This window comes from Alkalicoccus halolimnae (genome assembly GCF_008014775.2).
GTDB classification, from domain to species: Bacteria; Bacillota; Bacilli; order Bacillales; family Salisediminibacteriaceae; genus Alkalicoccus; species Alkalicoccus halolimnae.
The window spans coordinates 1,531,857-1,557,297 of record NZ_CP144914.1 but is presented as its reverse complement, the minus strand read 5'-3'; the positions used below and the strand labels follow the sequence as shown (position 1 = coordinate 1,557,297).

At 43.1% G+C, this 25,441-nt stretch carries 25 protein-coding genes; 2 read left to right on the top strand and 23 right to left on the bottom strand.

Annotated features, from left to right (window positions below; translation table 11 throughout):
• Positions 1-5 precede the first annotated feature (5 nt).
• The 19 genes from FTX54_RS07000 to lepA form a co-directional block, all read right to left on the bottom strand.
• Positions 6-398 carry a diacylglycerol kinase family protein gene (locus tag FTX54_RS07000; RefSeq protein WP_147802942.1) on the bottom strand — a complete coding sequence of 131 codons (393 nt, stop codon included), beginning with the start codon at positions 396-398 and terminating at the stop codon, positions 6-8.
• Positions 382-846: an rRNA maturation RNase YbeY gene (ybeY, locus tag FTX54_RS06995; RefSeq protein WP_147802943.1), complete on the bottom strand. Its 465-nt coding sequence runs from the start codon at positions 844-846 to the stop codon at positions 382-384. The genes FTX54_RS07000 and ybeY overlap by 17 nt, the downstream gene beginning before the upstream one ends.
• Positions 846-3,041, bottom strand: coding sequence for an HD family phosphohydrolase (locus FTX54_RS06990; protein WP_147802944.1), 2,196 nt, complete (start codon positions 3,039-3,041; stop codon positions 846-848). The genes ybeY and FTX54_RS06990 overlap by 1 nt, the downstream gene beginning before the upstream one ends.
• 174 nt (positions 3,042-3,215) lie before the next feature.
• On the bottom strand, positions 3,216-4,196 hold the full coding sequence (locus tag FTX54_RS06985; protein ID WP_246125569.1) for a PhoH family protein: 981 nt from the start codon (positions 4,194-4,196) through the stop codon (positions 3,216-3,218).
• Positions 4,197-4,345: 149 nt separating this feature from the next.
• The gene (locus tag FTX54_RS06980; RefSeq protein ID WP_147802945.1) at positions 4,346-4,831 is read right to left on the bottom strand and encodes a hypothetical protein; all 486 of its coding nucleotides are present in this window, start codon (positions 4,829-4,831) and stop codon (positions 4,346-4,348) included.
• A 23-nt stretch (positions 4,832-4,854) separates the two neighbouring features.
• Entirely contained in the window at positions 4,855-5,868 is a 1,014-nt protein-coding gene (floA, locus tag FTX54_RS06975; RefSeq protein WP_147802946.1) for a flotillin-like protein FloA, read from the bottom strand.
• A gap of 20 nt (positions 5,869-5,888) precedes the next feature.
• Positions 5,889-7,229, bottom strand: a complete 1,341-nt coding sequence (locus FTX54_RS06970; protein ID WP_246125570.1) for an NfeD family protein — start codon at positions 7,227-7,229, stop codon at positions 5,889-5,891.
• Positions 7,230-7,428: 199 nt separating this feature from the next.
• Positions 7,429-7,746: a hypothetical protein gene (locus FTX54_RS06965; RefSeq protein WP_147802947.1), complete on the bottom strand. Its 318-nt coding sequence runs from the start codon at positions 7,744-7,746 to the stop codon at positions 7,429-7,431.
• A 160-nt stretch (positions 7,747-7,906) separates the two neighbouring features.
• Entirely contained in the window at positions 7,907-8,356 is a 450-nt protein-coding gene (locus tag FTX54_RS06960; RefSeq protein ID WP_147802948.1) for a GatB/YqeY domain-containing protein, read from the bottom strand.
• A gap of 14 nt (positions 8,357-8,370) precedes the next feature.
• The gene (gene rpsU / locus FTX54_RS06955) at positions 8,371-8,544 is read right to left on the bottom strand and encodes a 30S ribosomal protein S21 (RefSeq protein ID WP_107583149.1); all 174 of its coding nucleotides are present in this window, start codon (positions 8,542-8,544) and stop codon (positions 8,371-8,373) included.
• Between the two features lie 109 nt (positions 8,545-8,653).
• A complete protein-coding gene (gene mtaB, locus FTX54_RS06950) occupies positions 8,654-9,985 on the bottom strand; it encodes a tRNA (N(6)-L-threonylcarbamoyladenosine(37)-C(2))-methylthiotransferase MtaB (protein ID WP_147803137.1) in 1,332 nt (443 codons plus the stop codon).
• 5 nt (positions 9,986-9,990) lie between these two features.
• Positions 9,991-10,737: a 16S rRNA (uracil(1498)-N(3))-methyltransferase gene (locus FTX54_RS06945; RefSeq protein ID WP_147802949.1), complete on the bottom strand. Its 747-nt coding sequence runs from the start codon at positions 10,735-10,737 to the stop codon at positions 9,991-9,993.
• 2 nt (positions 10,738-10,739) lie between these two features.
• A complete protein-coding gene (gene prmA / locus FTX54_RS06940) occupies positions 10,740-11,687 on the bottom strand; it encodes a 50S ribosomal protein L11 methyltransferase (protein WP_147802950.1) in 948 nt (315 codons plus the stop codon).
• Between the two features lie 23 nt (positions 11,688-11,710).
• Entirely contained in the window at positions 11,711-12,835 is a 1,125-nt protein-coding gene (dnaJ, locus tag FTX54_RS06935) for a molecular chaperone DnaJ (protein ID WP_147802951.1), read from the bottom strand.
• 120 nt (positions 12,836-12,955) lie between these two features.
• The gene (dnaK, locus tag FTX54_RS06930) at positions 12,956-14,779 is read right to left on the bottom strand and encodes a molecular chaperone DnaK (RefSeq protein WP_147802952.1); all 1,824 of its coding nucleotides are present in this window, start codon (positions 14,777-14,779) and stop codon (positions 12,956-12,958) included.
• Positions 14,780-14,802: 23 nt separating this feature from the next.
• Entirely contained in the window at positions 14,803-15,360 is a 558-nt protein-coding gene (grpE, locus tag FTX54_RS06925) for a nucleotide exchange factor GrpE (RefSeq protein WP_281285217.1), read from the bottom strand.
• Between the two features lie 22 nt (positions 15,361-15,382).
• Positions 15,383-16,411 (bottom strand): heat-inducible transcriptional repressor HrcA, encoded by a 1,029-nt coding sequence (gene hrcA / locus FTX54_RS06920; protein ID WP_147802954.1) that lies wholly within the window; start codon positions 16,409-16,411, stop codon positions 15,383-15,385.
• A gap of 101 nt (positions 16,412-16,512) precedes the next feature.
• Positions 16,513-17,664 (bottom strand): radical SAM family heme chaperone HemW, encoded by a 1,152-nt coding sequence (gene hemW / locus FTX54_RS06915; RefSeq protein ID WP_147802955.1) that lies wholly within the window; start codon positions 17,662-17,664, stop codon positions 16,513-16,515.
• A 63-nt stretch (positions 17,665-17,727) separates the two neighbouring features.
• Positions 17,728-19,554 carry a translation elongation factor 4 gene (lepA, locus tag FTX54_RS06910; RefSeq protein ID WP_422387420.1) on the bottom strand — a complete coding sequence of 609 codons (1,827 nt, stop codon included), beginning with the start codon at positions 19,552-19,554 and terminating at the stop codon, positions 17,728-17,730.
• A gap of 198 nt (positions 19,555-19,752) precedes the next feature.
• On the opposite strand from lepA, the gene rpsT reads away from it, so the two are divergent.
• On the top strand, positions 19,753-20,019 hold the full coding sequence (rpsT, locus tag FTX54_RS06905; protein WP_147802956.1) for a 30S ribosomal protein S20: 267 nt from the start codon (positions 19,753-19,755) through the stop codon (positions 20,017-20,019).
• A gap of 299 nt (positions 20,020-20,318) precedes the next feature.
• On the opposite strand, the gene holA is transcribed toward rpsT, so the two are convergent.
• Positions 20,319-21,359, bottom strand: coding sequence for a DNA polymerase III subunit delta (gene holA / locus FTX54_RS06900; RefSeq protein WP_147802957.1), 1,041 nt, complete (start codon positions 21,357-21,359; stop codon positions 20,319-20,321).
• 154 nt (positions 21,360-21,513) lie between these two features.
• On the opposite strand from holA, the gene FTX54_RS06895 reads away from it, so the two are divergent.
• Positions 21,514-21,645, top strand: coding sequence for a YqzM family protein (locus FTX54_RS06895; protein ID WP_090840874.1), 132 nt, complete (start codon positions 21,514-21,516; stop codon positions 21,643-21,645).
• Between the two features lie 26 nt (positions 21,646-21,671).
• On the opposite strand, the gene FTX54_RS06890 is transcribed toward FTX54_RS06895, so the two are convergent.
• The 3 genes from FTX54_RS06890 to FTX54_RS06880 form a co-directional block, all read right to left on the bottom strand.
• Complete coding sequence (locus tag FTX54_RS06890; RefSeq protein WP_187254477.1) at positions 21,672-23,918, bottom strand: DNA internalization-related competence protein ComEC/Rec2; 2,247 nt, start codon at positions 23,916-23,918, stop codon at positions 21,672-21,674.
• A gap of 73 nt (positions 23,919-23,991) precedes the next feature.
• Complete coding sequence (locus FTX54_RS06885; protein ID WP_147802959.1) at positions 23,992-24,561, bottom strand: ComE operon protein 2; 570 nt, start codon at positions 24,559-24,561, stop codon at positions 23,992-23,994.
• A gap of 183 nt (positions 24,562-24,744) precedes the next feature.
• Positions 24,745-25,359, bottom strand: a complete 615-nt coding sequence (locus FTX54_RS06880; RefSeq protein ID WP_147802960.1) for a helix-hairpin-helix domain-containing protein — start codon at positions 25,357-25,359, stop codon at positions 24,745-24,747.
• Positions 25,360-25,441: the final 82 nt, after the last annotated feature.

Genomic DNA, 25,441 nt, shown 5'->3' with positions numbered 1-25,441 from the left:
CTTTTCTAATAAAAAATATGTATAAATTTAGGAAGCAAAATAATAATTCCCACTATGGCAGCGGTCAATGAAAACACAAGCACCGCTCCAGCTGCCGTGTCCTTTATTATTTTTGCACGCTCATCATACGTCTGAATAATAAAATCCGTGATATGTTCGATTGATGTATTAAGCAGTTCCAGACAAAGAACTGCTCCTATCGCTACAGCAAGCACTGCCTGTTCCACCGGAGGAACATTAAGCAATTGAGCTGCAATGAACACGAGAATGGCTGCAGTAAGGTGAATACGGAAATTCTGTTCATTTTTCCAGGCGAAAATTATACCTGCCGAGGCATAGTGGAAACTTTTCTTTAAGCGGCTCCATGAGATATACCCTGGTCTATTTTTCGATTCCATGGGTCCTCAGAATCTCTTCCTGCCTGGTGAACATTTCTTTTTCTTCTGTCTCACTCTCATGCACGTAGCCGCTTAAATGCAGAAATCCATGAACTGCAAGGAAGCAAATTTCTCGTTCAAATGAATGTCCATATTCTTCGGCCTGAGCTTCTGCACGATCTGCAGAAATAATAATATCCCCCATCACATCCGGTATATCGGCTCCGACAATCTCTTCGTCACCCTCATTGAGCGCAAAAGAAAGTACGTCAGTTACCTGATTTTTATTTCGATAGTCTCTGTTCAGCGTTTGAATATTTTCGTCTCTGACAAACGTAACCGACACTTCAGCTCCTGGGAGTTTTCCCTCCCTGATGAAAGCTGTTTGAAGTACTTCGCTTACTAAGTTCAATTGTTCCTCCGTTAAACGGCCTGTTTCGTCTGTAATATCAATTTCATATTCGTTCATCAGTTTTCCCCCTCCACTTTTGGAAGATCTTTTTCGTCCGGATAATCAATTCGGGAATGAAACGTGCCTTTCAATGATTCACAAATGGATACATAGGCTGTATGAAGTTCTTTTAATGTCAAATCACATTCATCGAACTGCCCGTCTTCCAGTCTGTCGTTAATGATTTTCTTTACAAGCTCTTCTATCTTTTCCTGTGTCGGCGCCTGCATGGAACGAACTGCCGCTTCCACGCTGTCTGCTACACCTAAAACAGCACTTTCTTTCGTCTGTGCTTTCGGTCCAGGATAACGATAATCACTCTCTTTCACATCGGTGGATTTTTCTCTTGCTTTAAAGTAAAAATATTTCAATTGAGTCGTTCCATGATGCTGCTCTGCAATATCAATAATTTCTTTCGGAAGCCGGTACTTTTTAAGCATTTCTGCCCCATCATAAGGGTGCGCAATTATAATACTGGCACTTACTTTGGGTGCTATTTTGTCATGAGGATTGCTGATTCTCATTTGATTTTCGATGAAAAACTGCGGTCTTTTCGTTTTTCCTATGTCATGATAATAGGCTCCAACGCGGGCGAGGAGACCATTTGCCCCGATAGCTTCACAAGCTCCTTCAGCTAGATTAGCTACTACCACACTGTGATGATAAGTTCCAGGTGCTTCGAGAAGAATCTTTCTTAACAAAGGATGGTTGGGATTCGAAAGCTCAATCAGTTTTGAAGTAGATAAAATACCGAATCCCGCTTCGAAAAAGGGGAGCAGACCAACAGCGAGAATAATTGCAATATACCCTCCTGCTACGGCAGAGCCTGTGTAAATTCCTGTCTCAACAAGCGTAATAGGCACGCCTTTAAGTAAAAGCAGGGCAGAGGCTATTGTAACATTTACAGCCGCTATTAACGTTCCTGTTTTTAACATCCTGGAAATATGGTTTGATTTGCTGAGAAAAAACACTCCTGCCACGCCGCTGAAAAAAACGTATAGTGCAAAAGAATAGTCCATGATTGCCGTTGTATGATAATTAAACATGATACCTGCTGCTATACCAAGAAGAAAGCTCATAAATAAAGCTACTCTTGACTGCAGGAGCATCGACACAAGCATCGTTCCTGCTGCTGCAGGAACAACGTAGGCGATTCCATCAGGATCAAGAGGCTGTAAAAAGCTTGTGAGTTTCATTACTGACAGTGTAACAGTATAAATGAGCATAAAAAGCAGCAAATGCGTGTTATTCGATTTCAGAGTCGTATTAGCATCGTTTAAATAATAGGACAATAAGAACATCATAAGAAAAATTAACAATGCCAGACCGAAGTAAGGAGTGTATACAGAAGTATCATTAGTTAATCCAGCGAGTGTTAGTTGATCGTAAACATCGGAGGTGATAACCTGACCTTCTTCTACGAGAAGTTCGCCTTCTCTAATAAGTACAGGCTCCACGCTTTCTGCAGCAGCTTCTCTAGCTTCAAGAGTAGCGTCTTCATCAATCATGAAATTGGCTGTAACAGTGTGACGGGTTAACTGTGCCATTGCTTCTTCCAGTGTGCCCCGGACAGAGACCAGCCTAACTTTTTCTTCAGCGAGGTCCCGTGCTGTTTCTACCTGGGCAAGACTTACTTCTTCCGACATTACATCGTGAACCGCACTTGTTGAAGTTTCCTGGGCTATCTGAAGTTCTTCAGAAGAAGATTCCAGAAAAGTCAGCATTACATCGTCAGATAGCTGTTCAGCAATTTCCGGTGATATTCTATCTCTTAACTCCTGTATCTGCTCCTCTTCCGACCATACCCGCTGCTGGTCTTCCGTTTCACTGCCTCCATCACCTATACTTGTAAGTTCTCCTCTTTGGTCGCGGATTTCAAGCTGTACAAGACGTACAGAGGCGAAGACATCATTCAGTCTTTCTATCTGATTGTCAGCATAGCGGGGGTTCAGCGAATAAGCTGGCTCTACGCTGTCTATAGCTTCCTGTTGAAGCCGTTCTGTTTCTGCCTTGTTTTCCACAGTTACTGGAGAACGGATGCTGTCAGTAGCCACATTGCCGGATTCAATATCTACAGTCTGCGGTATAACATTCGAAAATAACAGCCCAAAGGTAACGAGCCCCAGCAGGCAGAAAAGAATAAAACGGATATATCTGTGGTTTTTAATTTTATTCCACCACGTATGCTGATCAATCGAAGATCTGTTTGCCAACGTGCCCCCACCTTTCCGTACGGCTGTAAATATACAGCAACGTTAAACGTCAACCGTCCGCAGACTATAACTCCAGGACTGCCTTCATGCAAATGCGGAAAGACTCTGGAACCAGAATGAATACGAGAAACTAGAGAATGGAAAGCGTGCATGAGAAAAACTCATCCACGCTGTCTAACTGTTGTTATCCTCTTTCTTATCTTCCCTGTCGTATGCATCAATTATACGCTGAACAAGGGAATGCCTTACTACATCTGCTGATTGGAGATGAATAAATGAAATACCATCTACGTCGTTTAGAATTCTAAGAGAAGTTTTCAACCCGGACTGTTTTCCTTTTGGGAGATCAATTTGGGTTAAATCTCCGGTCACCACCATTTTTGAGCCAAAACCAAGCCTCGTCAAAAACATCTTTACCTGCTCTGGAGTCGTGTTCTGAGCTTCATCCAGAATAATAAAAGCATCATCGAGAGTGCGGCCCCTCATATAGGCCAGTGGTGCAATTTCAATTGTTCCTCTCTCCACAAGCCTTGCTGTGTGCTCCACCCCGAAAACTTCATGAAGGGCATCATACAGCGGACGCAGGTAAGGATCGACTTTTTCTTTCAGATCACCCGGTAGAAACCCAAGATTTTCGCCTGCCTCTACAGCCGGTCTTGTAAGAACGATACGCTTTACCTGACCTTCTTTTAAAGCATGAACAGCCAGCACTACCGCAAGATATGTTTTACCGGTACCGGCAGGACCGATTCCGAACACTATATCGTTTTTACGGATAGACGAAACATAGTGACGCTGTCCGAGAGTCTTTGCGAGAATCGGCTTTCCCTTCACATTAACTGTAATTTGATCTTCATAAAGATCAGCCATTTCACCGAGCATATCTTTTTTAGCCAGCTGTGCTGCATATGCCACATCTCTTTCATGTATTCTTATACCTTTTCGGATAAGCTGAAGCAGCATCAGCAGTATCTTTTCTATTTTATCAGCTGTTTGTTCGTCAGTGTGAACAATTATATCCTGACCTCTTGTTACAAGATCCGAATGAAAAGCTGCTTCCAGCCGCTCCAGATGTTTATCATTCGGGCCGAACAATGCCTGCACTTCATTGGCATCCTCTGCAGGTATAGCTATTGTTCTATTTATCTGCGTCAATCGCCTCAGTCTCCTCATTATCTTCATATACATTAACTAATCTACCTTTACTTTACCACTGAGCGATAATGCGTGCAAAGAATTTTATGAAAGGCTTCTTTAGTCAAATAAATACTCCGGCAGACCTTTAAAGGCTGCCGGAGTATTGGTTAACGGGAATGTTTTTTTGATTTAGGTTTTCCTAGTACTTCTGACCAGACAATCCCTTTCACAACATCCTGTTTATTCATATTTTTAAAGTCAAGGCTTATTCCCTCGTTATCAGGGTTCGTAATATCTCCCTTTACAATCGGAGATTCCTTTACCTTAGCTGTAGACTTTTCAGCCTGACGCTGACGGCGCCGCACCTCTTCATAATGCTTCTGCATTTCTGTCTGGGAATCTGAACGCTCCGGCATTTGAGGGTCTGACTTTTTTTCTTCCCCTTCAAATAAAATGTCTTTCCAGTCCAATTCCTTCTTCCCGCGCTGCGAAGAAGCTTCCTGCTGGCCCTCTCCGGCTTGCTGAGGACGGCCTGGCCTCTCCTGCTGTTCTTCTCCCTGGCTTGACCTGGATCGAATAAAGGAAAAAATAGCAGCAATAATCAAGAAAAGAAGGAGCGGGGATTCAAATAATAGATTGATGAAACCCGTCATAACCTATAGCTCCTTTCGTTTGTTTACTGTCTGCGCTTGGTATCTACCTGCTCTGTTGTTTCTTCTTCGCTGTTGCTCGTTGCACGGCCAATGGAATCACGCATATCAGTATCAGCTTTCACATTATTGTAATTCATGTAATCCATTACACCAAGATTACCTTCACGAAGTGCTTCAGACATAGCAAGCGGTACTTCCGCTTCTGCTTCCACAACTTTCGCACGCATCTCTTCTACTCGAGCTTTCATTTCCTGCTCTTCTGCTACTGCCATCGCACGGCGTTCCTCTGCTTTAGCCTGGGCAATTTTCTTGTCTGCCTCTGCCTGATCCGTCTGCAGTCCGGCACCAATGTTCTTGCCGATATCAATATCTGCGATGTCGATCGAGAGGATTTCAAAAGCCGTTCCAGCATCTAACCCTTTTTTAAGTACCGTCTGTGAAATCATGTCCGGATTTTCAAGGACAGCTGCGTGGCTGTTGGCCGAACCAATAGTCGATACAATGCCTTCACCTACACGGGCAATAACTGTATCTTCACCTGCACCACCTACAAGGCGGTCAATATTTGCCCGGACTGTAATTCGTGCTTTCGCTTTTACTTCGATCCCATCCATCGCTACACCAGCAATGAAAGGCGTTTCAATAACTTTAGGATTAACACTCATCTGTACTGCTTCGAGAACGTCACGTCCGGCAAGGTCAATTGCTGCACATCGTTCAAACGTCAGCTCGATATTGGCACGCTGTGCTGCAATCAGCGCGTTTACTACGCGGTCGACGTTTCCTCCAGCGAGATAGTGTCCTTCCAATTTGTTCGTGCTGATGTCAAGGCCTGCTTTTACTGCTTTGATCAGCGGATTGACTACGCGGTGAGGTATTACCCGGCGGAGCCTCATACCTACAAGCTGGAAAATACCAACTTTAACACCTGCTGCCCATGCGGAAATCCATAGTGCTACCGGAACAAAAGTAAATAGAATGACAACTCCGATAAGGATAACACCAAGGACTATAAATACTCCAATCTGGTCCTGCATTATTCATCTTCCTCCTTTTTTTAATTCATTTCCTGATTCGATACTTCCCGAACAACGATACGGGAGCCGTTTACGGAAATGACCTTTATTTTCCTGCCTTGTTCAATATATCCTCCCTCTGACACTACGTCAAGACGTTCTTCGTTAATAAGCGCAGAGCCGGAAGGTCGAAGGACAGTCAGTGCTTCACCAGTGCTTCCTTTCAATTCTTCCCTCGTCACGTTGGAAACATATCCAAGATCTGAAGTAGTAGCATCTGTCAGCACTACCCTTTTCATAGGACCCGCTCTATCAATATACTTTATAAGGATAATAAGTCCTGCAAGTGTAACGAGGATTGCAATAACAAAAGAAATTATAATGTTAACCGTTGAAAAGGAACTCATAACCAGGCTTCCCAGAATAGCTCCCAGTCCTAAAATACCAAATATCCCGAAGCTGGGAGAAAAAACCTCCAATACGAGAAGACCTGCGCCTACTATAAACAAAATTAAGGATTCCAGGCCTGCAAAACCGGCTACTGTATGACCAAAGAAGAATAGAAACAGGGCTGAAGCACCCATAATACCGGGAATACCGAATCCAGGTGAATACAATTCAAGAACAAGCCCTAGCCCGCCTACTGAAAGAAGAATTGGTATAACAATTGGGTGAGTAACGATTCTTGCAATCTGTTCAGCAAGACTTAGTTCAAATTCCATTTCCTCAGCGCCTTCAAGCTCTAAATATTCCAAAAGCTCCTCTCTATCTTCGGCTATTGCTTCTGCGTAACCGACAGATAATGCTTCAGAAGATGTAAGAGTAAGAAGCTGTCCTTCTTCAAGTCCCAGGTCTTCGATCTCTATGGCCGGGTCGGCCATTGCAAGAGCGTACTGGGGATCACGGTCATTTAATTCAGCAGCGGAACGCATGTTTCCCAGCCAGGCAGACTGCGCCTTATCATCGGCTGCAGAGCCTGTTCCGTCTATAACTTGAGCGGAGCCCATTTCTGTCCCGGGCTGCATAACAATTTCATCTGCATTTAAAGAGATATAGGCACCAGCCGACATAGCTTCTCTAACAATGTAAGCTGTGGTTGGTATTTCTGACTCACGTACTAATTTAGCGATTTCTCCGGCAGCATCAACCCGCCCTCCGGGGGTGTTCATTTCAAACACAATGTGATCCACATTTTCTTCTTCAGCAGTCTCTATTGCCCTCGATAGAAAAGCTTCCAGCCCTCGTTCCACCGTTTCTTCAACTGGAACAAAATAAACTGTTCTGCCTTCACCTGCATCCTGGGCCATAGAGGTGGAAAAAGACATGAGTGTAAATCCCGCAGCTATCAGCAAAAAGTATAGGATAATTCTCATATTCCGCACTTTTCCGGCCTCCTCTCTATGCCTTATAGTTACAGTATAGCTTACGTAGATAAGGACGGAAAAGTTTCATGAACCAAAAACGAAATCTTTTTTTACAGTCCTTCAGCAGTCCGGAGAATTTTAGAATGGAACTGCTTTATCAAGCTGGACGAATGACCACTCAAAAAGAAGCGGTGCATGTTTACAGCACCGCTTCTTTTTACTGGTTATATAATTCTTTCAGTCTTCTTTTTGTATCAGAGGACCCATACTTGTATATCAGGTGAAATAGACTATCTTCGTCTGACCCGAGCTCCATTTTATCCCGTTCGTCTTTAGTTTCATCAAATGGAGAAACAAATACATGTTCCGGCATCACATCCCCTTCCTGGACAGTCGCAAGCTTTTCCTCCAAGTTTTTCTTTCCTTTTTTATCCAGCTCTACTTCATAGTGAATCATTTGAGTATCTGGAAGAATCGGAGAAAGCTCTACAAACGTCCCACTTCTCCAAATAACATAATATGTTTCTTTTTCCATCTTAAATCCCTCCTTAGGCTATTTTTTCTATACCCTTCCATTCATTTCAATATGCATCTGTTTCACATTTACTAATAATATAATCAAAAAAGGCGAACGGATTTTATTATTTCATACATCAAAAAAGCACAGGAATATCCTGTGCTTTAACTTTTATTTGTTATGACAGTGATTGCTGGACTAAACGCCTCACAGCCGTACCGTCAGCCCGACCTTTAACTTTGGGCATGACAGCTCCCATTACTTTACCCATTTCGGATTTAGAAACGGCACCGGTTTCTGCAATCGTCTCATCAACAATCTTCTGCAGTTCCTCATCTGACAGCTGTTCCGGCATATAATCAGCAAGAACGTCGATTTCCGCTTGCGTTTTCGCAACAAGATCGCTGCGACCAGCTTTTTCAAACTCATGGAGGGATTCGCGACGCTGCTTCATTTCCCGGTTCAGTACAGTAAGCACTTCTTCATCAGAGAGATCGTGACCGAGATTAATCGTTTCGTTCTGAATCGAACCTTTTACAGAACGAATGACGGACAGACGCTGCTTATCTTTCTCACGCATTGCCTGTTTCATGTCCTGATTTAATTGATCGAGAACCGATAAAGACACGGGCAACCCTCTCCTTAGAATTTACGCTTTCGAGCTGCTTCAGACTTTTTCTTGCGGCGAATACTAGGCTTTTCGTAATGCTTACGCTTTTTTACCTCCGCTAAAGTCCCCTCTTTAGACATCGTTTTCTTAAAACGACGAAGAGCAGTATCAAGGTTTTCATTTTTTCTAACTCGTGTTTCTGCCATTCTGTATCCCTCCCTCCGGACAACCAGTAAACATGCAGAGAGCATGTATAATTAGATTATATAAGAAATTTAAGAACAGGTCAATATTTGATTTCGCGGAAAAAGGTGATTAAACTTTCGCTTCCGGTCTTTTTTCGACCTTTACAAACATGCCTTTGTTATAAGGATAACCTGAATGAGTTATTTTCACTTTAACAATTTCGCCGATATAGGCACGATCAAGCTCCACTTTAACTTTCATATAATTATCAGTGTATCCGATTAACAGACGGCTGTCTTCTTTGTCCTCTTCTTCAGGAATCATTTCCAGAACTTCTCCCTCATAACGGGACGCATATTCTTTTGCCTGCTGATCGGATAAGGAAATTAGTTTACGTACTCTTTCATGTTTCACAGCATCCTCGACTTGATTTTCCATTCGGGCAGCAGGTGTACCTGTGCGTTTCGAATATGGAAAAACGTGAAGTTCCGAAAAGCCGACATCACGGACAGCCTGATAAGTTTCCTGAAACTCTTCTTCGGTTTCCCCGGGAAAGCCGACGATAACATCAGATGTGACCGCAAGTCCCGGCAGAGCTCCTTTAAGCTTTTGGACCCGCTCTTTATAAAAATCCATTGTGTACTTTCGCCGCATTCTTTTCAGAACCGTGTCTGAACCGGACTGAAGCGGAACATGCAGATGACGGACAATTTTTTGGGAATCATTAATTACGCGGATGACATCGTCAGTAATCTGGCTGCCTTCGATAGAAGATATACGGATTCTCATTAATCCTTCCACCTGCTCCAGTTCTTCGAGCAGACGTGCAAGATTGTAGTCCTTCATGTCCTCACCGTATCCGCCTGTGTGAATTCCTGTTAAAACAATTTCTTTATAGCCGGCATACACAAGCTGTCTGGCCTGTTTCAGAACTTCTTCAGGATCTCTCGAACGAAGCAGTCCACGCGCCCAGGGAATTATACAGAAAGTACAAAAATTATTACAGCCTTCCTGTATTTTCAAAGAAGCTCTTGTTCTGTCAGTAAAAGCCGGCACATCAAGTTCTTCATAAACCCGGGTTTTCATGATGTTCCCTACTCCATTAATAGGCTTTCTTTCGTTTTGAAACTCTTCTATATATGGAATCATTTTATGACGGTCCTGGGTTCCGACGACGATGTCTACGCCGGGTATTGCCATGATTTCTGCCGGAGAAGTCTGCGCGTAACATCCTGTGACACAGATCACAGCATCTGGATTTTTTCTTATGGCCCGGCGGATTACCTGCCGGCTTTTCTTATCTCCCGTGTTTGTAACTGTACATGTATTAATGACATACACATCCGAAGTCTGGTCGAAGTCAACTTTTTCATAATTCTCTGATTGAAACAGCTGCCATATTGCCTCGGTTTCATAATGATTTACTTTACACCCTAAAGTGTGAAATGCGACTTTCCGCATATTTTTCACCTCGATAATTCAAAATGGTAGGAGAAGACAGCCAGCGCAAACAAAGAAGCCGTTTCAGTCCGTAATATTCTCGGCCCGAAACCGCAGCTGACTCCTCCTGCCTTTATAAGCTGGCCGGTTTCTTCTTCTGTAAGTCCGCCTTCAGGACCTACTATTAAAAGTACTTTCTCTTTCGGGTTCATCCTGTTCACAGCTTGAGAAAAAAGGGATGTCTCCCCGGCTTTGGCTTCTTCCTCGTAAGCAACTATGACATGATCAAACTCCGCTGCCTTCTTTAATATGAATTGAAAAGAAACAGGGGGTTCCACTACTGGACATCTTTGCCTGTGCGACTGTTCAGCTGCTTCTTTGGCAATTTTCTGCCATCTAACCGTTTTTTTATCTGCTTTGGCTGCATCGATTTTTACAATCGAACGTTCTGCAAAAAACGGAATGAATGCAGCACTGCCAAGTTCAGTTCCTTTTTGAATCACGTGCTCAAGCTTATCCGCTTTAGGCATTCCCTGAGCAACCGTAACATTCAAAGGAAGCTCAGAAACCTGCCTTTCCCGGTGCAGTAGAGTTACCGATGGAGAATTCTCCTCCGTTAGTTCACCTGTATAACAGATTCCCTGCATGTTACATACAATCAGGCCGTCTCCTGCCCTCATTCTCATTACTTTTAAAGCGTGTTTCGCTGACTCTTCGTCGAGGTGTGCTTCTGTTTCTGTGAAACAGTCGTCTCCCAAAAAATATCTCTGCATTTTTATTCCTCTTCCGGCCTGGCAGCTGCTATTGCTGTCCAGTCTTCCATTTCTGTAATTTCAGTTATGAGAAATCCAGCTTGAATCAGGGAGCTTTTTACCATTTCCCGCTTCGCTTTAATAATGCCGGAAACAATAATCAACCCTCCCGGACGGACTGCTTTGTAGGCGGAATCGGTCATTTCCACAATAACTTCAGCCAGAATATTTGCTACTATCATATCATATGTACCGCTGACATGATCGAGAAGATTGGCCTTCGAAACAGAAACCGTCTGGCTGGAATTATTCCATTCCACATTGCGGCCGGCAGCTTCAACAGCTACTTCGTCCAGGTCTATGGCATTCACAGAACCTGCCCCAAGTTTTTCTGCTGCTATAGCAAGAACTCCGGATCCTGTTCCTACATCGATGACCCGCTCTCCGGCCTTTATATATTTTTCCAGTGCCTGAATGCAAAGCACAGTAGTAGGATGGGTGCCGGTACCGAAAGCCATACCCGGATCCAGTTCAACTACAATTTCCTCATCGGCGACTGCTTTGTAATTTTCCCAGCTTGGAGCAATGGTGATCCTCTCTCCTACTTTGACCGGCTTGTAGTATTTTTTCCATGCGGTAGCCCACTCTTCTTCATCCACTTCATTAAGAGTTACTTCATGAGCACCGAGGTCAATATTATATTGCTGAAGCTGGGAAATGGCCTGTTTAATCTCTTCCACCGTATCGCCTAAAAAACTATTTAAGGGAAGGTATGCTTTTAATAATACCCCTTCTTCTGGATAATCATCAGCAGAAAGCTGAAATATTTCTCCGAATTTTGTTTCTCTTTCCCGGTAAAGGTCAGCGCGGTCTTCTATTACGACTCCCCCCGCTCCTGCTTCATGCAAAATGTGACTGACCGGTTCTACAGCCTCCTGCGTGGTGTGAATACAGATCTCAGACCATTTCATGTTTTTTCCAACTCCCTGTTGTTCTATTCGCCGAAGCTTTTAAAAGCTCTCTTTACTTTCGCAAAGAAATTCTGACTTTGTTCATCCGGTGCTTCCGTACCGCTTTCTTCAGAAAATTCCCGCAGAATTTCTTTTTGACGCTCACTGAGCTTTTTCGGTGTAATAATTTTCACACGAATATGCTGATCACCCTGTCCAAATCCTCGTACGTTTGGTGCTCCTTTGCCGCGGAGACGGAAATCTGTCCCCGTCTGGGTACCAGCCGGAACTTTCAACTTAACTTTTCCTTCCAATGTAGGGACTTCAATTTCATCACCAAGTGCAGACTGAACGAAAGTTATCGGCATATCGCAGAAGATATCGTCTCCATCCCGATGGAAAAATTCATGCTCTTTCACATTAAACACCACGTACAGATCGCCTGGAGGTCCACCATTCACCCCTGGCTCTCCCTGTCCGGCCACCCGAATCTGCTGGCCGGTATCAACGCCTGCCGGAATGTTAATATGAATCTTTTTACGCTTTTTCACTTTTCCTCTGCCGTCACATGTTTGACACTTGTCTTTCACCTGCTGGCCGGTACCTTCACAGCGGTCACAGACGCGTCGGTTTACAACGCGGCCGAAAGGTGTGTTCTGCTCCACATTAAGCTGACCTGCACCTCCACACTGCTGACAGGTTTCCGGTTTTGTTCCCGGCTTCGCCCCGCTCCCATCACATGTGGTACATTCCTCTTCACGAGGGATTTCAATATCAGTTTCCTTGCCGAAAACTGCTTCTTTAAATTCAAGCGTCATCGTGTACTGCAAATCAGAACCTTGTCGAGGCGCATTAGGATCACGACGTCTTCCGCCGCCGCCGAAAAACATGTCAAAAATATCGCTGAAGCCGCCAAAGTCACCAGCTCCTGCTCCGCCAAATCCCTGGTTTGGATCCGTATGGCCAAATTGATCATACTGAGCACGTTTATTGCTGTCACTCAATGTATCATATGCTTCTTTAACTTCTTTAAATTTTTCTTCAGCATCCGCTTCTTTGTTAACGTCCGGATGATATTTTCTTGCCAGCTTCCGGTATGCTTTTTTTATTTCAGCATCTTCTGCGCCTTTTTCGACGCCGAGCACATCATAATAATCTCGCTTACTCATATTAACCACTCCCGATTTTTCTCCATAACGGATATCTTATCATCTGGATTTCATCCAGTAAAGGTATGTCCCCGTGAAAAAAGTCAAAGCCAAGAAAACCTGACTTTGACTTTGATTCACTTACTCTTTCTTATCGTCATTAACTTCTTCATAATCTGCGTCAACTACATCATCGTCCTGCTGTTCAGCACCCTGGCCTTCTGCCTGCTGCTGCTGAGCGGCCTGCTCATACATTTTCGTAGTAAGCTGGGTAACAATTTCCTGAAGCTCATCTTTTGCTGTTTTAATGGCTTCCATGTCCTCACCTTCGAGGGCTGTCTTCAGTTTTTCCTTTGCAGTTTCCGCTTTTTCTTTTTCTGATTCTTCTACGTTTTCTCCGAGATCTTTAAGTGTTTTTTCTGTCTGGAAAACAAGCTGATCCGCTTCGTTGCGTGTATCAACTTCTTCACGTCGCTGCTTATCTGCTTCCGCATTTTCTTCTGCATCTTTTACCATCTGTTCTACTTCTTCATCCGAAAGGCCGGAGCTGGAAGTAATGGTAATGGACTGTTCTTTATTAGTGCCTAGATCTTTTGCACGTACGTTTACGATTCCGTTGGCATCAATGTCAAATGATACTTCAATCTGCGGTACTCCTCTTGGCGCCGGTGGAATATCGTTCAGCTGGAAACGGCCGAGCGTTTTGTTGTTTGCAGCCATTTCACGCTCTCCCTGAAGTACATGAATATCAACGGACGGCTGGTTGTCTGCCGCAGTTGAAAATGTCTGGGACTTGGAAGTTGGAATCGTTGTATTTCGTTCAATAAGTTTTGTGAAGACGCCGCCCATTGTTTCAATACCGAGGGACAGCGGAGTTACGTCAAGAAGTACGACATCTTTTACATCGCCTGTCAAAACTCCCGCCTGAATAGCAGCACCGAGAGCTACAACTTCATCCGGATTAACACCTTTATGAGCATCTTTGCCTGTTACCTTTTTAATTGCTTCCTGAACAGCTGGAATTCGAGTGGAACCACCAACGAGTACTACCTTGTCCACTTCGTCAGCTGAAAGGCCAGCATCTTTTAATGCCTGACGAGCAGGTCCCATTGTACGTTCAACAAGGTGGGATGTAAGATCATCAAACTTGGCACGAGTAAGGTTCATCTCCATATGCTTAGGTCCAGATTGATCAGCAGTTATGAACGGCAGGCTGATTTGTGTCTGGGAAACGCCGGAAAGATCTTTCTTTGCTTTTTCCGCTGCATCTTTCAAACGCTGCAGAGCCATTTTGTCCTGGCTGAGATCAACACCATTTTCTTTTTTGAATTCAGCTACCAGATGATCAATAACCACCTGGTCAAAGTCGTCCCCGCCGAGTTTATTGTCTCCGGACGTAGACTTAACCTCGAAAAATCCATCACCTAGTTCAAGAATGGAAACATCAAAGGTACCTCCACCAAGGTCATATACGAGAATAGTCTGATCTTCTTCTTTTTCCAAACCGTAGGCAAGAGCTGCAGCCGTAGGTTCGTTAACAATACGCTCTACTTCAAGTCCTGCAATTTTACCGGCATCTTTAGTTGCCTGGCGCTGAGAATCGTTAAAGTACGCAGGAACTGTAATGACAGCTTTTGTAACCGTTTCTCCGAGATATGCTTCAGCATCTGCTTTAAGTTTCTGAAGAATAATCGCAGAAATTTCCTGAGGAGTATATTGTTTCCCCTCTGCTTCTTCTTTATGATTTGTTCCCATGTGCCGTTTAATTGATGTGATTGTATTAGGGTTTGTGATCATCTGACGCTTTGCCACTTCCCCAACCTGACGTTCACCATCTTTAAATGAAACGACGGAAGGGGTTGTACGAGCTCCTTCAGCGTTTGCAATAACTGTTGCTTCGCCGCCTTCCATTACGGCTACACATGAATTCGTTGTTCCTAAGTCGATACCTATTACTTTACTCATGGCAAAATTCCTCCTTGAAATGATTATGAACTTACTTTAACCATTGCTGGTCTGATTACTTTATCTTTTAAAAGATAGCCTTTCTGCAGTTCTTCGACGATTATATTTGAATCGTATTCATCTGATTCAACCTGCATTACTGCTTCATGCATATGCGGATCAAATGGCTGCCCAACTGTTTCCATAATTTCTATTTCCTCGGACTGGAGTGCTTCAGAGAGCTGATTATGAACCATTTTCATTCCCTGAAGCAGACTTTTTGCTTCTTCTGTTTCAGGATTGATCATCAGCGCCCGCTCAAAGTTATCCAGAGCGGGGAGCAGGCTTTCCGCAAGACTCTGAGATTTATATTTAGCCGCGGACTCTTTTTCTTTCTTTGTCCTCCGGCGGAAGTTATCGTATTCAGCCTGCAGCCTTAGGAGCCGGTCTTCCAGATCCTGCACCTGCTGTTTCAGCTGATCAATTTCAGTTTCTTCTACAGAAGCTTCCTCTTCCAATTCAGTGGTTTCTTCCGCTGTCTCAGCAGCTGAAGCTTCTTCTGTTTCCAGATCCTGCACATCATCATTATTTCTTTTTGACACTGCTTTCACCTCCTTCAACTAGTCAGCTTCTGTCTTTTCTGCTCAGAAGTTCTGACATATCTTTTGAAAAATACTCCATTAAGCTTATTACCCTCGGATACTCCATCCTGGTGGGACCAAGAAGTCCAATTGTTCCAACATACTTTCCTTCCAGCGTATACGTAGCGGTGACGATAGATAGATCATCAAACGGCTTAAAATCATTTTCTTCTCCGATCCGAATTGTTAAGCCCTCATCTTCAGATCTGATCAGCCTCGAAACAAGAGCATCTTCTTCGAAAATATTCAGAATACTGCGCACCCGCTCCACGTCATTAAACTCAGGCTGGCTTAAAATATTTGTTTTCCCACCGTAATAAACTTTTTCCTGCTGCTGATCACGAAAAACATCCGTTAATGCCGAAAGCATCGTTTCGTATTTAGAAACGTGCTTTTTAAGCACTGCTGAAATTTCCTGGGATAACTTTTGCTGCAGCTGAAAAATAGGAACCCCACGCAGGCGGTCGTTAAGGATATTAACTACTTTTTCCACATCCGACCCGGAAACGTTGCCAGGGAAATGAACTGTTTGGTTTTCCACGTGACCGGAATCGGTCACGATAATAACGACAGCCTGATCACCGGAAATGGGTATCAGCTGAATCTGCCGCAGTTTTGATTCAAAAACTTCAGGGCCGAGCACTATCGATGTATAAGAGGTAAGGTGTGATAATATTTTTGCTGAATGCTGTATCACCTGTTCTGACTCATGAAATTTCACAGCCAGCTGAGAACGGATATTTGTAACATCCTTGCTCGACAGCTGTTTCGGAGAAAGAAGATGATCGACATAATAGCGATAACCTTTCTGTGAAGGGATTCTTCCGGCAGAGCTATGTGGTTTTTCCAAAAATCCAAGCTCTTCTAAATCCGACATTTCGTTGCGTATCGTGGCCGGGCTGAAATTCATATCTGCCCTTTTCGACACTGTCCGGGAGCCGACTGGTTCTGCATTCGTGATGTAATCATCAACAATCGCTTTTAAAATATAAAGCTGCCTCTCTGTTAACATCTTCACCCCTCCTGTTAGCACTCCCTTCCTCCGAGTGCTAAATCTATTATATAAAGTACCAAAGAAGGTTTTAGTTTGTCAACGGAAGGGCGCAAATTTTCTTATATTTCCTCTGCGGTAAACAGAAATTTTTCAAACACTTCGTTCCCGAGAAGCAGGCCTTCCTCTGTAAGCATTATCCTATCATCCATTTCCTGAAGCAGGAGTTTGTTTTTCAGATGTTCAACTACTCCAGGAAAGACTTCCTCTATTCCACGGTTATAACGGCGGTAGAACTGCTCCTTAGACACTCCTAACCGTTTCCGCAGTCCCATAAACATTTCTTCTTCCATTTTTTCTTCTTTTGTTACTTTATGCTTTTCCAGATAGGGGAGTTCTTCGTTTTTGACAGCTTTCATGTATTTTGGGAGAGGACCGTGATTTCTGTTTCTCATACCATCTACATAACTGTGTGCACCCGCCCCAATCCCGTAATACTCATCGTTATTCCAATAAGCAAGATTATGCATGCTTTCTAAACCATGTTTTGAAAAATTGCTGATTTCATAAGCTGTAAAACCATGTTTCTTTAAAAAAGTGAGCATATACGTATACATCTCAGCTTCCAGCTCCTGTTCCGGGAGTTGTAAACGACCTTTATTCCACATCTGATAAAAAACCGTTTTCGGTTCAATCTTCAAGGAATAAGCACTTATATGCGAAATATCGAGTTCTGCAGCCTTTTGAAGAGAATCTTTCCACTGCTTCATCGTCTGGCCCGGAAGGCCGAACATCATGTCAATCGACAAGTTGGGAATACCGGATTCCTGGGCCAGCTTAACCGTATGCTCCGCCTCTCCTGTTCCATGGTCCCGGTTAATTGTTTTTAAAAGCTCCGGATCGAATGTCTGAGCTCCAATACTGAGCCGGTTAACGCCGGCGTTTTTCATCATCTCAAACTTTTCCCGGTCAGCACTTCCAGGATTTACTTCTACCGTCCATTCTACCTGATCAGTAAGCTGAAAATATTTCGGAACAGCTTCCAGAAGTCGCTTCAGCTGCTCAGTAGATAGAGCAGTTGGCGTACCTCCGCCAATATAGATCGTTTCGATAAGTTCCGTCTGCGGATGTGTTTTAACGGTTTTCTCCATTTCCTCCATGCATAAATCCAGGTATTCATCTACAGGCTGGTTCTGGAGGAAAAACTTATTGAAATCACAGTAATGACAGATCTGCTCGCAAAAAGGAACGTGTATATAAAGAGACTTTCGCATAAATCATTATCCTTTCCTTTAAGAAAACACACAAAAGAGGTGACACCGCCACCTCTTTTCTGTTTATTTATTTTCATCCATACTTAATACAGACATGAAGGCTTCCTGAGGAACTTCCACATTCCCTACACTCTTCATACGCTTTTTTCCTTCTTTCTGCTTTTCAAGAAGTTTACGTTTTCGGGAAACGTCACCCCCGTAACATTTTGCAAGTACGTTTTTACGCATAGCTTTAATGGTCGATCTTGCTATAATCTTCTGACCGATACTGGCCTGTACCGGCACTTCAAACTGCTGGCGAGGGATGAGGTTTTTGAGCTTTTCGACTATAATTTTACCTCTTTCATAAGCTGAATCCCGATGAACAATAATCGATAGAGCGTCGACCGTTTCCCCATTTAATAAAATGTCCATTTTCACCAGATTACTCTCTTTGTAACCTATAATTTCATAATCAAAAGAAGCATATCCCTTTGTACTTGATTTAAGTGTATCAAAGAAGTCGTAAACGATTTCTGAGAGCGGGATTTCATAAATGATATTGACTCGATTGGCATCCAGGTATTTCATGTCAAGGTAATCGCCGCGTTTCTTTTGACAGAGTTCCATGACGGCTCCTACATAATCGTTCGGGACCATGACTTCTGCTTTTACATATGGCTCACGAACAGTTTCAACCTGCTGAGCATCCGGCATTTCCGAAGGATTATCTATTTCCAGGACAGATTCGTCAGTTTTTGTTACTTCATACACAACACTTGGTGCTGTAGTGATGAGATCAATTCCAAATTCTCTTTCAATCCGTTCCTGAATAATCTCCATGTGGAGCAGTCCGAGAAAGCCGCTGCGGAATCCGAATCCGAGCGCCTGGGACGTTTCCGCCTCAAATTGGAGAGCTGAATCGTTGAGTTCAAGCTTTTCCAGAGCTTCACGAAGGGCGACATAGTGATTGGTGTCTACCGGATACATTCCGCAGAAAACCATTGGATTTAATTTACGGTAACCCGGCATCGGATCAGCAGTCGGTTTTGCTGCATGGGTGACTGTATCCCCCACCTGGCTGTCCCCCACATTTTTAATGGATGCAATCATGTAACCGACGTCCCCTACAGTCAGTTCCTTCTGCTGCACAGGTTTAGGAGTGAATACTCCAATTTCCTGAACCTCGAACTGCTTCTCGTTAGCCATCATTTTAATTTTTTCGCCTTTTTTTACTGTACCTTCCATAATTCGGATGTATACAATAACTCCTCGGTATGGATCGTAGATGGAGTCAAAAATCATTGCTTTAAGCGGTGCTTCCGGATCCCCAGAAGGTGCGGGTACTTTTTTAACTACCGCTTCCAGAATTTCATCAATTCCTATTCCGGATTTAGCTGAAGCCGGAATACAATCTTCTCCCGGAAGCCCAATGACGTCCTCCACTTCCTGCCTTACCCGGTCCGGTTCAGCACTTGGAAGGTCGATTTTATTAATAATTGGGAGTATCTCCAGGTCGTTATCCAAAGCTAAGTAAACGTTTGCCAGTGTCTGGGCTTCTATACCCTGAGCAGCGTCGACAATGAGCAGAGCTCCTTCGCAGGCAGCCAGACTTCGGGAAACCTCGTAGGCAAAATCGACGTGACCTGGAGTGTCGATAAGGTGGAAAATATATGTTTCTCCATCAGCCGCTTTATAATTGAGCTGGACGGCATTCAGCTTTATAGTAATACCTCGTTCCCTTTCCAAGTCCATTGCATCGAGCATTTGATCCTGCATTTCTCTGGAAGTCAGTGCACTCGTTTTTTCCAAAATTCTATCAGCGAGCGTTGATTTCCCGTGGTCAATATGGGCTATGATTGAAAAGTTGCGTATTCGATCACGTCTTTCAATTCTTTGTTCTGGTTTCATTATTATATCACTCCTACATCCTGCTTCCGTGCAATACACTGCTCTCTATTATAACAAGAATAAAAGCTTCTGTTCAATTATTCTTTCAAATAGTCCACTTTGTTAAAATTATATTGCTTTTCAAGGTTGCATTTGATAAAATCTCTATTGTTGCAATAACTGAGAAACGGTAACGTTGCATCAAGGGAGGTGAAGCAGTTGGCAAATATTAAATCAGCAAAAAAGCGTGTCATTGTTAATGAACTCGCACGCGCTCGTAATAACGCATTCAAATCAGACCTTCGTAACACAATGAAAGGTTTTTATGCTAAAGCAGAAGAAAACGAAGTTGAGAAAGCTAAGGAACTTTTCGTCAGCGCTACAAGTAAGCTGGATAAGGCAGTAGGTAAAGGTCTTCTCCATCGTAACGCTGCAGACCGCCGTAAGGCACGTCTACAGAAGCGCATGAACGAACTTTCTGCATAATGATTGAAATAAAAGCTGTCCGGGGAACGCTTGAATTCCCCGGACAGCTTTTTTATTTGGATCTGCTGTCTGCAGTATTGATTTAAGAGGCCCTTTGTCTCGTCCGCTTTTCACATAGAAATTGGAGGTGTTTCCTTATGTCCAGAATAATCTCCGGCATTTTTCTGCAAAGTGTATCTCTGTCCCGTAAAATTTTAATATTCGGAAACAAATAGAAGATCCGATGACAGCAGGTCACAATTCTGAGGTGGAAAACAAAGATTTTTAGTACTAACTGCAGTGACCAATTGCAGAGACTGTTATTTTACTCCTCGTTTTTCTCTCTCGTTTCCTGCCAGAAGAAATAATTCTACTCCCAACTCTTCTTCCACTTTTCCTGTTTTAATCCTGTGATCAAGCTCGGCTAGCTCATCAAGAAGATGTAAAAGAGTTTTGTTATTAAACTCTTTTGCCTGTTTTGAAGCAAGTTTTACCGCAAAAGGGTGAAGCTTCAGCCTGGAAGCTATCATTTTTTCGCCATATCCCTGCTGAACCAGCTGTTTCACCTGAAATAAAATCCGGAACTGCCGGACCATTAAGGCGAGAATTTTTAAAGGAGCCTCTTTTTGTTTAATCAGGTCCCGGTAAATTCTCATCGATTCTGACACCCTGTTCTTAACAACAAAATCAACGAGTGCGAATATATCCTGTTCCAGGGAACGGGCTACGAGTGAAGATACCGCCTCTGCATTTATTACCCGCTCTTCTCCTGCGTGAGCTGCGAGCTTATTCATTTCTGAAGTAAGCATTAACAGATTATCCCCGACAAGTGTAAGCAGTTTATCTTTCGCTTCATATTCAAGTGTAACCTGCAGTTCCACAGCTTTTTCATCCAGCCATTTACGCAGTTCCTGATTCTGCAGAGGTTTGGCCTCCAGCACTTTCCCATTTTTGCGAAGCTGCTTAACTGCTTTTTTGCGTTCATCAAGTTTTTCATAAGGGGCAGCAACTATCAATGTCGTTTCTTCTGGAGGATGTTCTGCATAGTAAGTTAGTTTGGCTATGTCGTGCTCTATTTTTTCTTTTCGTTTCTGGGCAGTTAAAAAGTAAGCATCTTTGATAATTACTACTTTTCTGCCTCCCATAAAAGGGAAAGTATAAGCTTCCTCTACAGCCAGGTCAACAGGCTGCTCGCTCATGTCGAATCGAAGCAGATTCATCTCTTGTTCTTCCGGAGATAATGCAGCATTTGTTACTTTATGAATGATATCTTCAATCAAATAGGATTCGGTTCCGCATAACAAGTAGAGCGAAGCAATTTCTCCTTTTTTTATTTCCTTCAGCCGGTCCAGATAGGACATAGGTTTCCCTCCCCGTACATTCTTTGTTTATAGTACCATATCTGTTTTTCTTTCATCACGGTTAAAAATTAAAATTTAAAGCAGTATTTTTAAAGCCCTCTATGGATTTTTTCCCAGGAATCAATTATAATTTTACATGACAGGAGGGATACGTATGAACGAGTTCGAAAAAGATGTCCAGTCGAACCGCAACGACGCAATTGATAGTGGGATCGGCTTTGTCGCTTCCTTTGTATTTTTTATGCTTATTTTCTCTATCGGTCATATAGTGGACCTGTTTTTTTAATACGCACTGGAAAAGCCTTGGATTATCTAAGGCTTTTCTTTTATGTACGGAATGGCATAAATCTTGCCTTCATCGATTATAAAGGTAACCGTACCATGCTGATCATTCCGGAATACGGCACTGTTCATTCCAAGAAGATTTTGGACTATTTCCTCGTGAGGATGACCGTGCCTGTTATTTACGCCTGCCTGAATGACGGAGACTTTTGGTGAAACAGCTTCAAGAAAGGGCCTGCTCGATGAAGTTTTACTCCCGTGATGCGCCACTTTCAGAATATCTGTATGTTCAAGCAGCCCCGCCCTCACTAATTCCTCCTCCACTAAGGTTTCAATATCTCCTGTAAATAAAAGGGATGTCTCTGAAACAACAGCCCTTAATACAATCGATTGATTATTTTCATCATAGTTTCCTGCACCGGATGGGTGTATAACTTCAAAGCTGTGCTCCCCTTCGATCCAGTGATCTCCCTTTTCAACAAAAACAGTGGGTATTTCCTTTTCTTTTAAACACTCGATTTGTTCTTCTGCAAAAGGGACCATCTCTTCTCCGGCCGGATACAGCACTTCAGATACAGTCAATTTTTCAGTTAACGTACAAACTTCTCCAATATGATCTGCATGCCCGTGAGATAAAATCATTTTATCAACTTTCGTAATTCCCCTCGATTTCATAAATGGTATAATAGTCCGCTCTCCAGGGCCGAATTCAGCCATCACCATCTCCTCGCCTGTAAATACTGTTTCTCCCCCGGTGTCTATTAAGTAGACTGCTTCCCGGTTTGGTAATTCAATTAAAGCTGCATCTCCCTGCCCTACGTCCAAAAAATGTACATAGGTTCTATTATCAAAATACGGAGAGACAATTGAAAATGTCAGGAGAAAGGTAAGTGCTGCCACCCCTGTCCAAACGTGCGCCGAAGCTTTCGTCCAATTTTTAAAAATATAATAAACCGATATGAAAAGCAGCAAAAGCATCCACGCAGAAAGTGCTCCTACAGGCAGCACCTGATATGGCAGGCTTTCGAGAAAATCCAGAAGGAAATGCATAAACCCAAGTATGAAATCCATTATTTTCCACATGAACGCAGCTGCTCCCTGCCATACTCCTGAAGCGAAAACTCCAGCGAAAGATAATGGCAGAATTACAAAGGAAATAAGGGGAATAAAAAAGATATTTGCAGCAAGTGTGAGAATGGAAACGGAATGGAAATAATAGAGAATAAACGGCAGTGAAGCCAGCTGGGCACAAAGGGTAACTTTTAAAATCAGCCTGATTCCGGACCCTTTTAACATTCGGCGCGAAAGCAGAAGAGCCAGTGTCGTCCCGAAAGAGAGCTGAAACCCTATATGATAAACAATATAAGGGTTTATAAAAATAAATATACTGCCGGTTATACTGCATATTTCAAACAGGGGAATTTTTTTATTCATCAGCACAAACAGAAGTCCTATCATTGTCATACTGCCTGCCCTCAGGACGGAGGGTGCCCCCCCTGCAAAAAGCATATAAAAAGGCAGGATAATAATCAGAAGCAGCGCGGCAGTTTCTTTTGTGAGACCGATTCTAACCATTAGAAACCAGACAGCTGTCGTAATCAGTCCTACGTGCAGACCGGAAACCGCAAGCAGATGAATCACACCCATATTTTGATACTGCTCTATCCTTTCTCTGTCTATAAATTTTCTGTCTCCAAAAACAAGTGCTGCTGCCAGAGGAGGACCTTCTCCCTTCGCAGTACCGACTGATACAAGAGCCTCCTCTCTTTTATCCCTCCATTGGCCGAAAAAAGAACCATCGGTGCAGGATACCTTATCCGAAAAAACCTGCCAGTGAACCTGCTGTTTAAAAAGGTAATCCTGGTAATCAAACTGGTAGGGACTTCGTGAACTATCCGGAGCCGATGTCTTTCCGGAAATAAAGCACCGGCTGCCTGTTTCAGGTTTCTGTTCAGCATAAATAAGCAGCCTTTCCCCTTCTTCTGTCAGAAAATCGATTTTAAAATTTTCCGAAGACCCTGTTGTCGGGGACACTCCTTTTACATACCCGGAGTATTCATAAGTATCTTCTGTATAAACAGAGAAATTATTATCCACAGCATAGGTTGCGGAAAAGTAAGCTGCCGCAGCAGCTATAAATATATAAAAGCGGTTTGGCATCTTTATTAATAACACTCCAACCACAGTGAATGCTATTATGTTCCATATCATTTCTTCGGCCATGACGAAAACAGCAGATGCTGTAACCGCTACAAAAATATAAAAAAACAGATACATAAGCATTCCTCCTCTTTTCAAGAAAGTTAGATGCCTTGTATCTGTTTCCGTTTCGCGATACGAAACTCCTTAACTACAGAGACTGCAGATAAAGAGTGTTCGCTTTACTTCTCATCTCCTGAAGCTCAGTGTCAGAAAGCCCTTTTTCTTCCAGCTTTCCAAGCAGCTCCGCAGTAAAGGCCAGTTTTTCTTTATTGTTGGTATCCAGAATCATCTCTTCAAGTTCTACCTGTTCCACTTCAACGCCCGCTTCTGAAAACAGCTTTTCTGCAAAAGGATGATTTTTGTAATCCGCAGAATAATTTATTTTCCTGATCCCCGCCTGTATTATAGCTTTACAGCAGTTCAGGCAGGGGAAATGGGTGACATAGATTTCCGAATCTTCAGTGGAAACTCCAAATTTCGCACATTGAATGATGGCATTTATTTCTGCATGAATCGTGCGTACGCAGTGATTATCTACGAGGAAGCAGCCTTCTTCCGAACAATGACTGCCTCCTGATATGGATCCATTATACCCCCCTGCAATAATGCGCTTCTCTCTGACAATTGTTGCGCCTACCATCAGCCTCGTACAGGTGCTTCGCAGAGACAGCAGATGGCTCTGCGCCATGAAATACTGATTCCATGATATCCTCTCCATAAATAACTCTCCTTAATATTGTGATTATTTTCTATTGAAAATGTATAAAAGGGCGTAACTACCCGATTTCAGGATCATTTTCCCCTTTTTTAAACCTTCTCCTTAAGTATAGTATTAAGTTTAGAGAATAAAGAGAGCTCTCGTCAAATTTTCAGAAGAAACACAGCTTAATACAATGACTTGTTAGTAAGTTGAAAGTAAATCCTGAAGAGATTCAAATGTTTTTTCGCCAATACCCGGAACATTAATTATATCTTCTTTTTTCTGAAAAGGTCCGTTCTCTTCCCTGTATTGAATAATAGCTTCGGCTTTTGCCGGCCCAATTCCAGGAAGAGACTCCCACTCTTCTTTTTCAGCCTGATTCATATTCACTGCCGGTCCTGAATTTCCTTCAGCATCCGGTTCCTGAGCTTCTTCTTCAACAGAAGATGGGACATGGATGACCATCTCGTCATGGACCCGCTGAGCAAGGTTCACCTGATCTACAGCAGCCTCTGCCGTTATTCCTCCTGCTTCATTTATAATTTCCTCCACACGTTGATCAGAAGAAGCAGTATAGACTCCGGGATAAGCGACTTCTCCTTTAATATCCACTTTAATTTCCTCTGCAGCTGCTTCATCACTGCTCCCAGTAACTTCCCATTCGCTGGTGTTCTCTTCCGGAACAAGAGATGATCCACTGGTTTTATCTTCATAAAAAATATATAAAATCAATGCTGTAATAATGATGCATGCTATCCCTGCCTTTATCAAGATACCTTTATCCGTATTCAGAATAAAACGTTTAACTCTGTCCAACGGCTCTCCTCCAATCGGGTAGTATACAATAAAAAAATCCGCCCGGCCTGGACCGGCGGACAGATTTCTCTTTAGAAGTCGT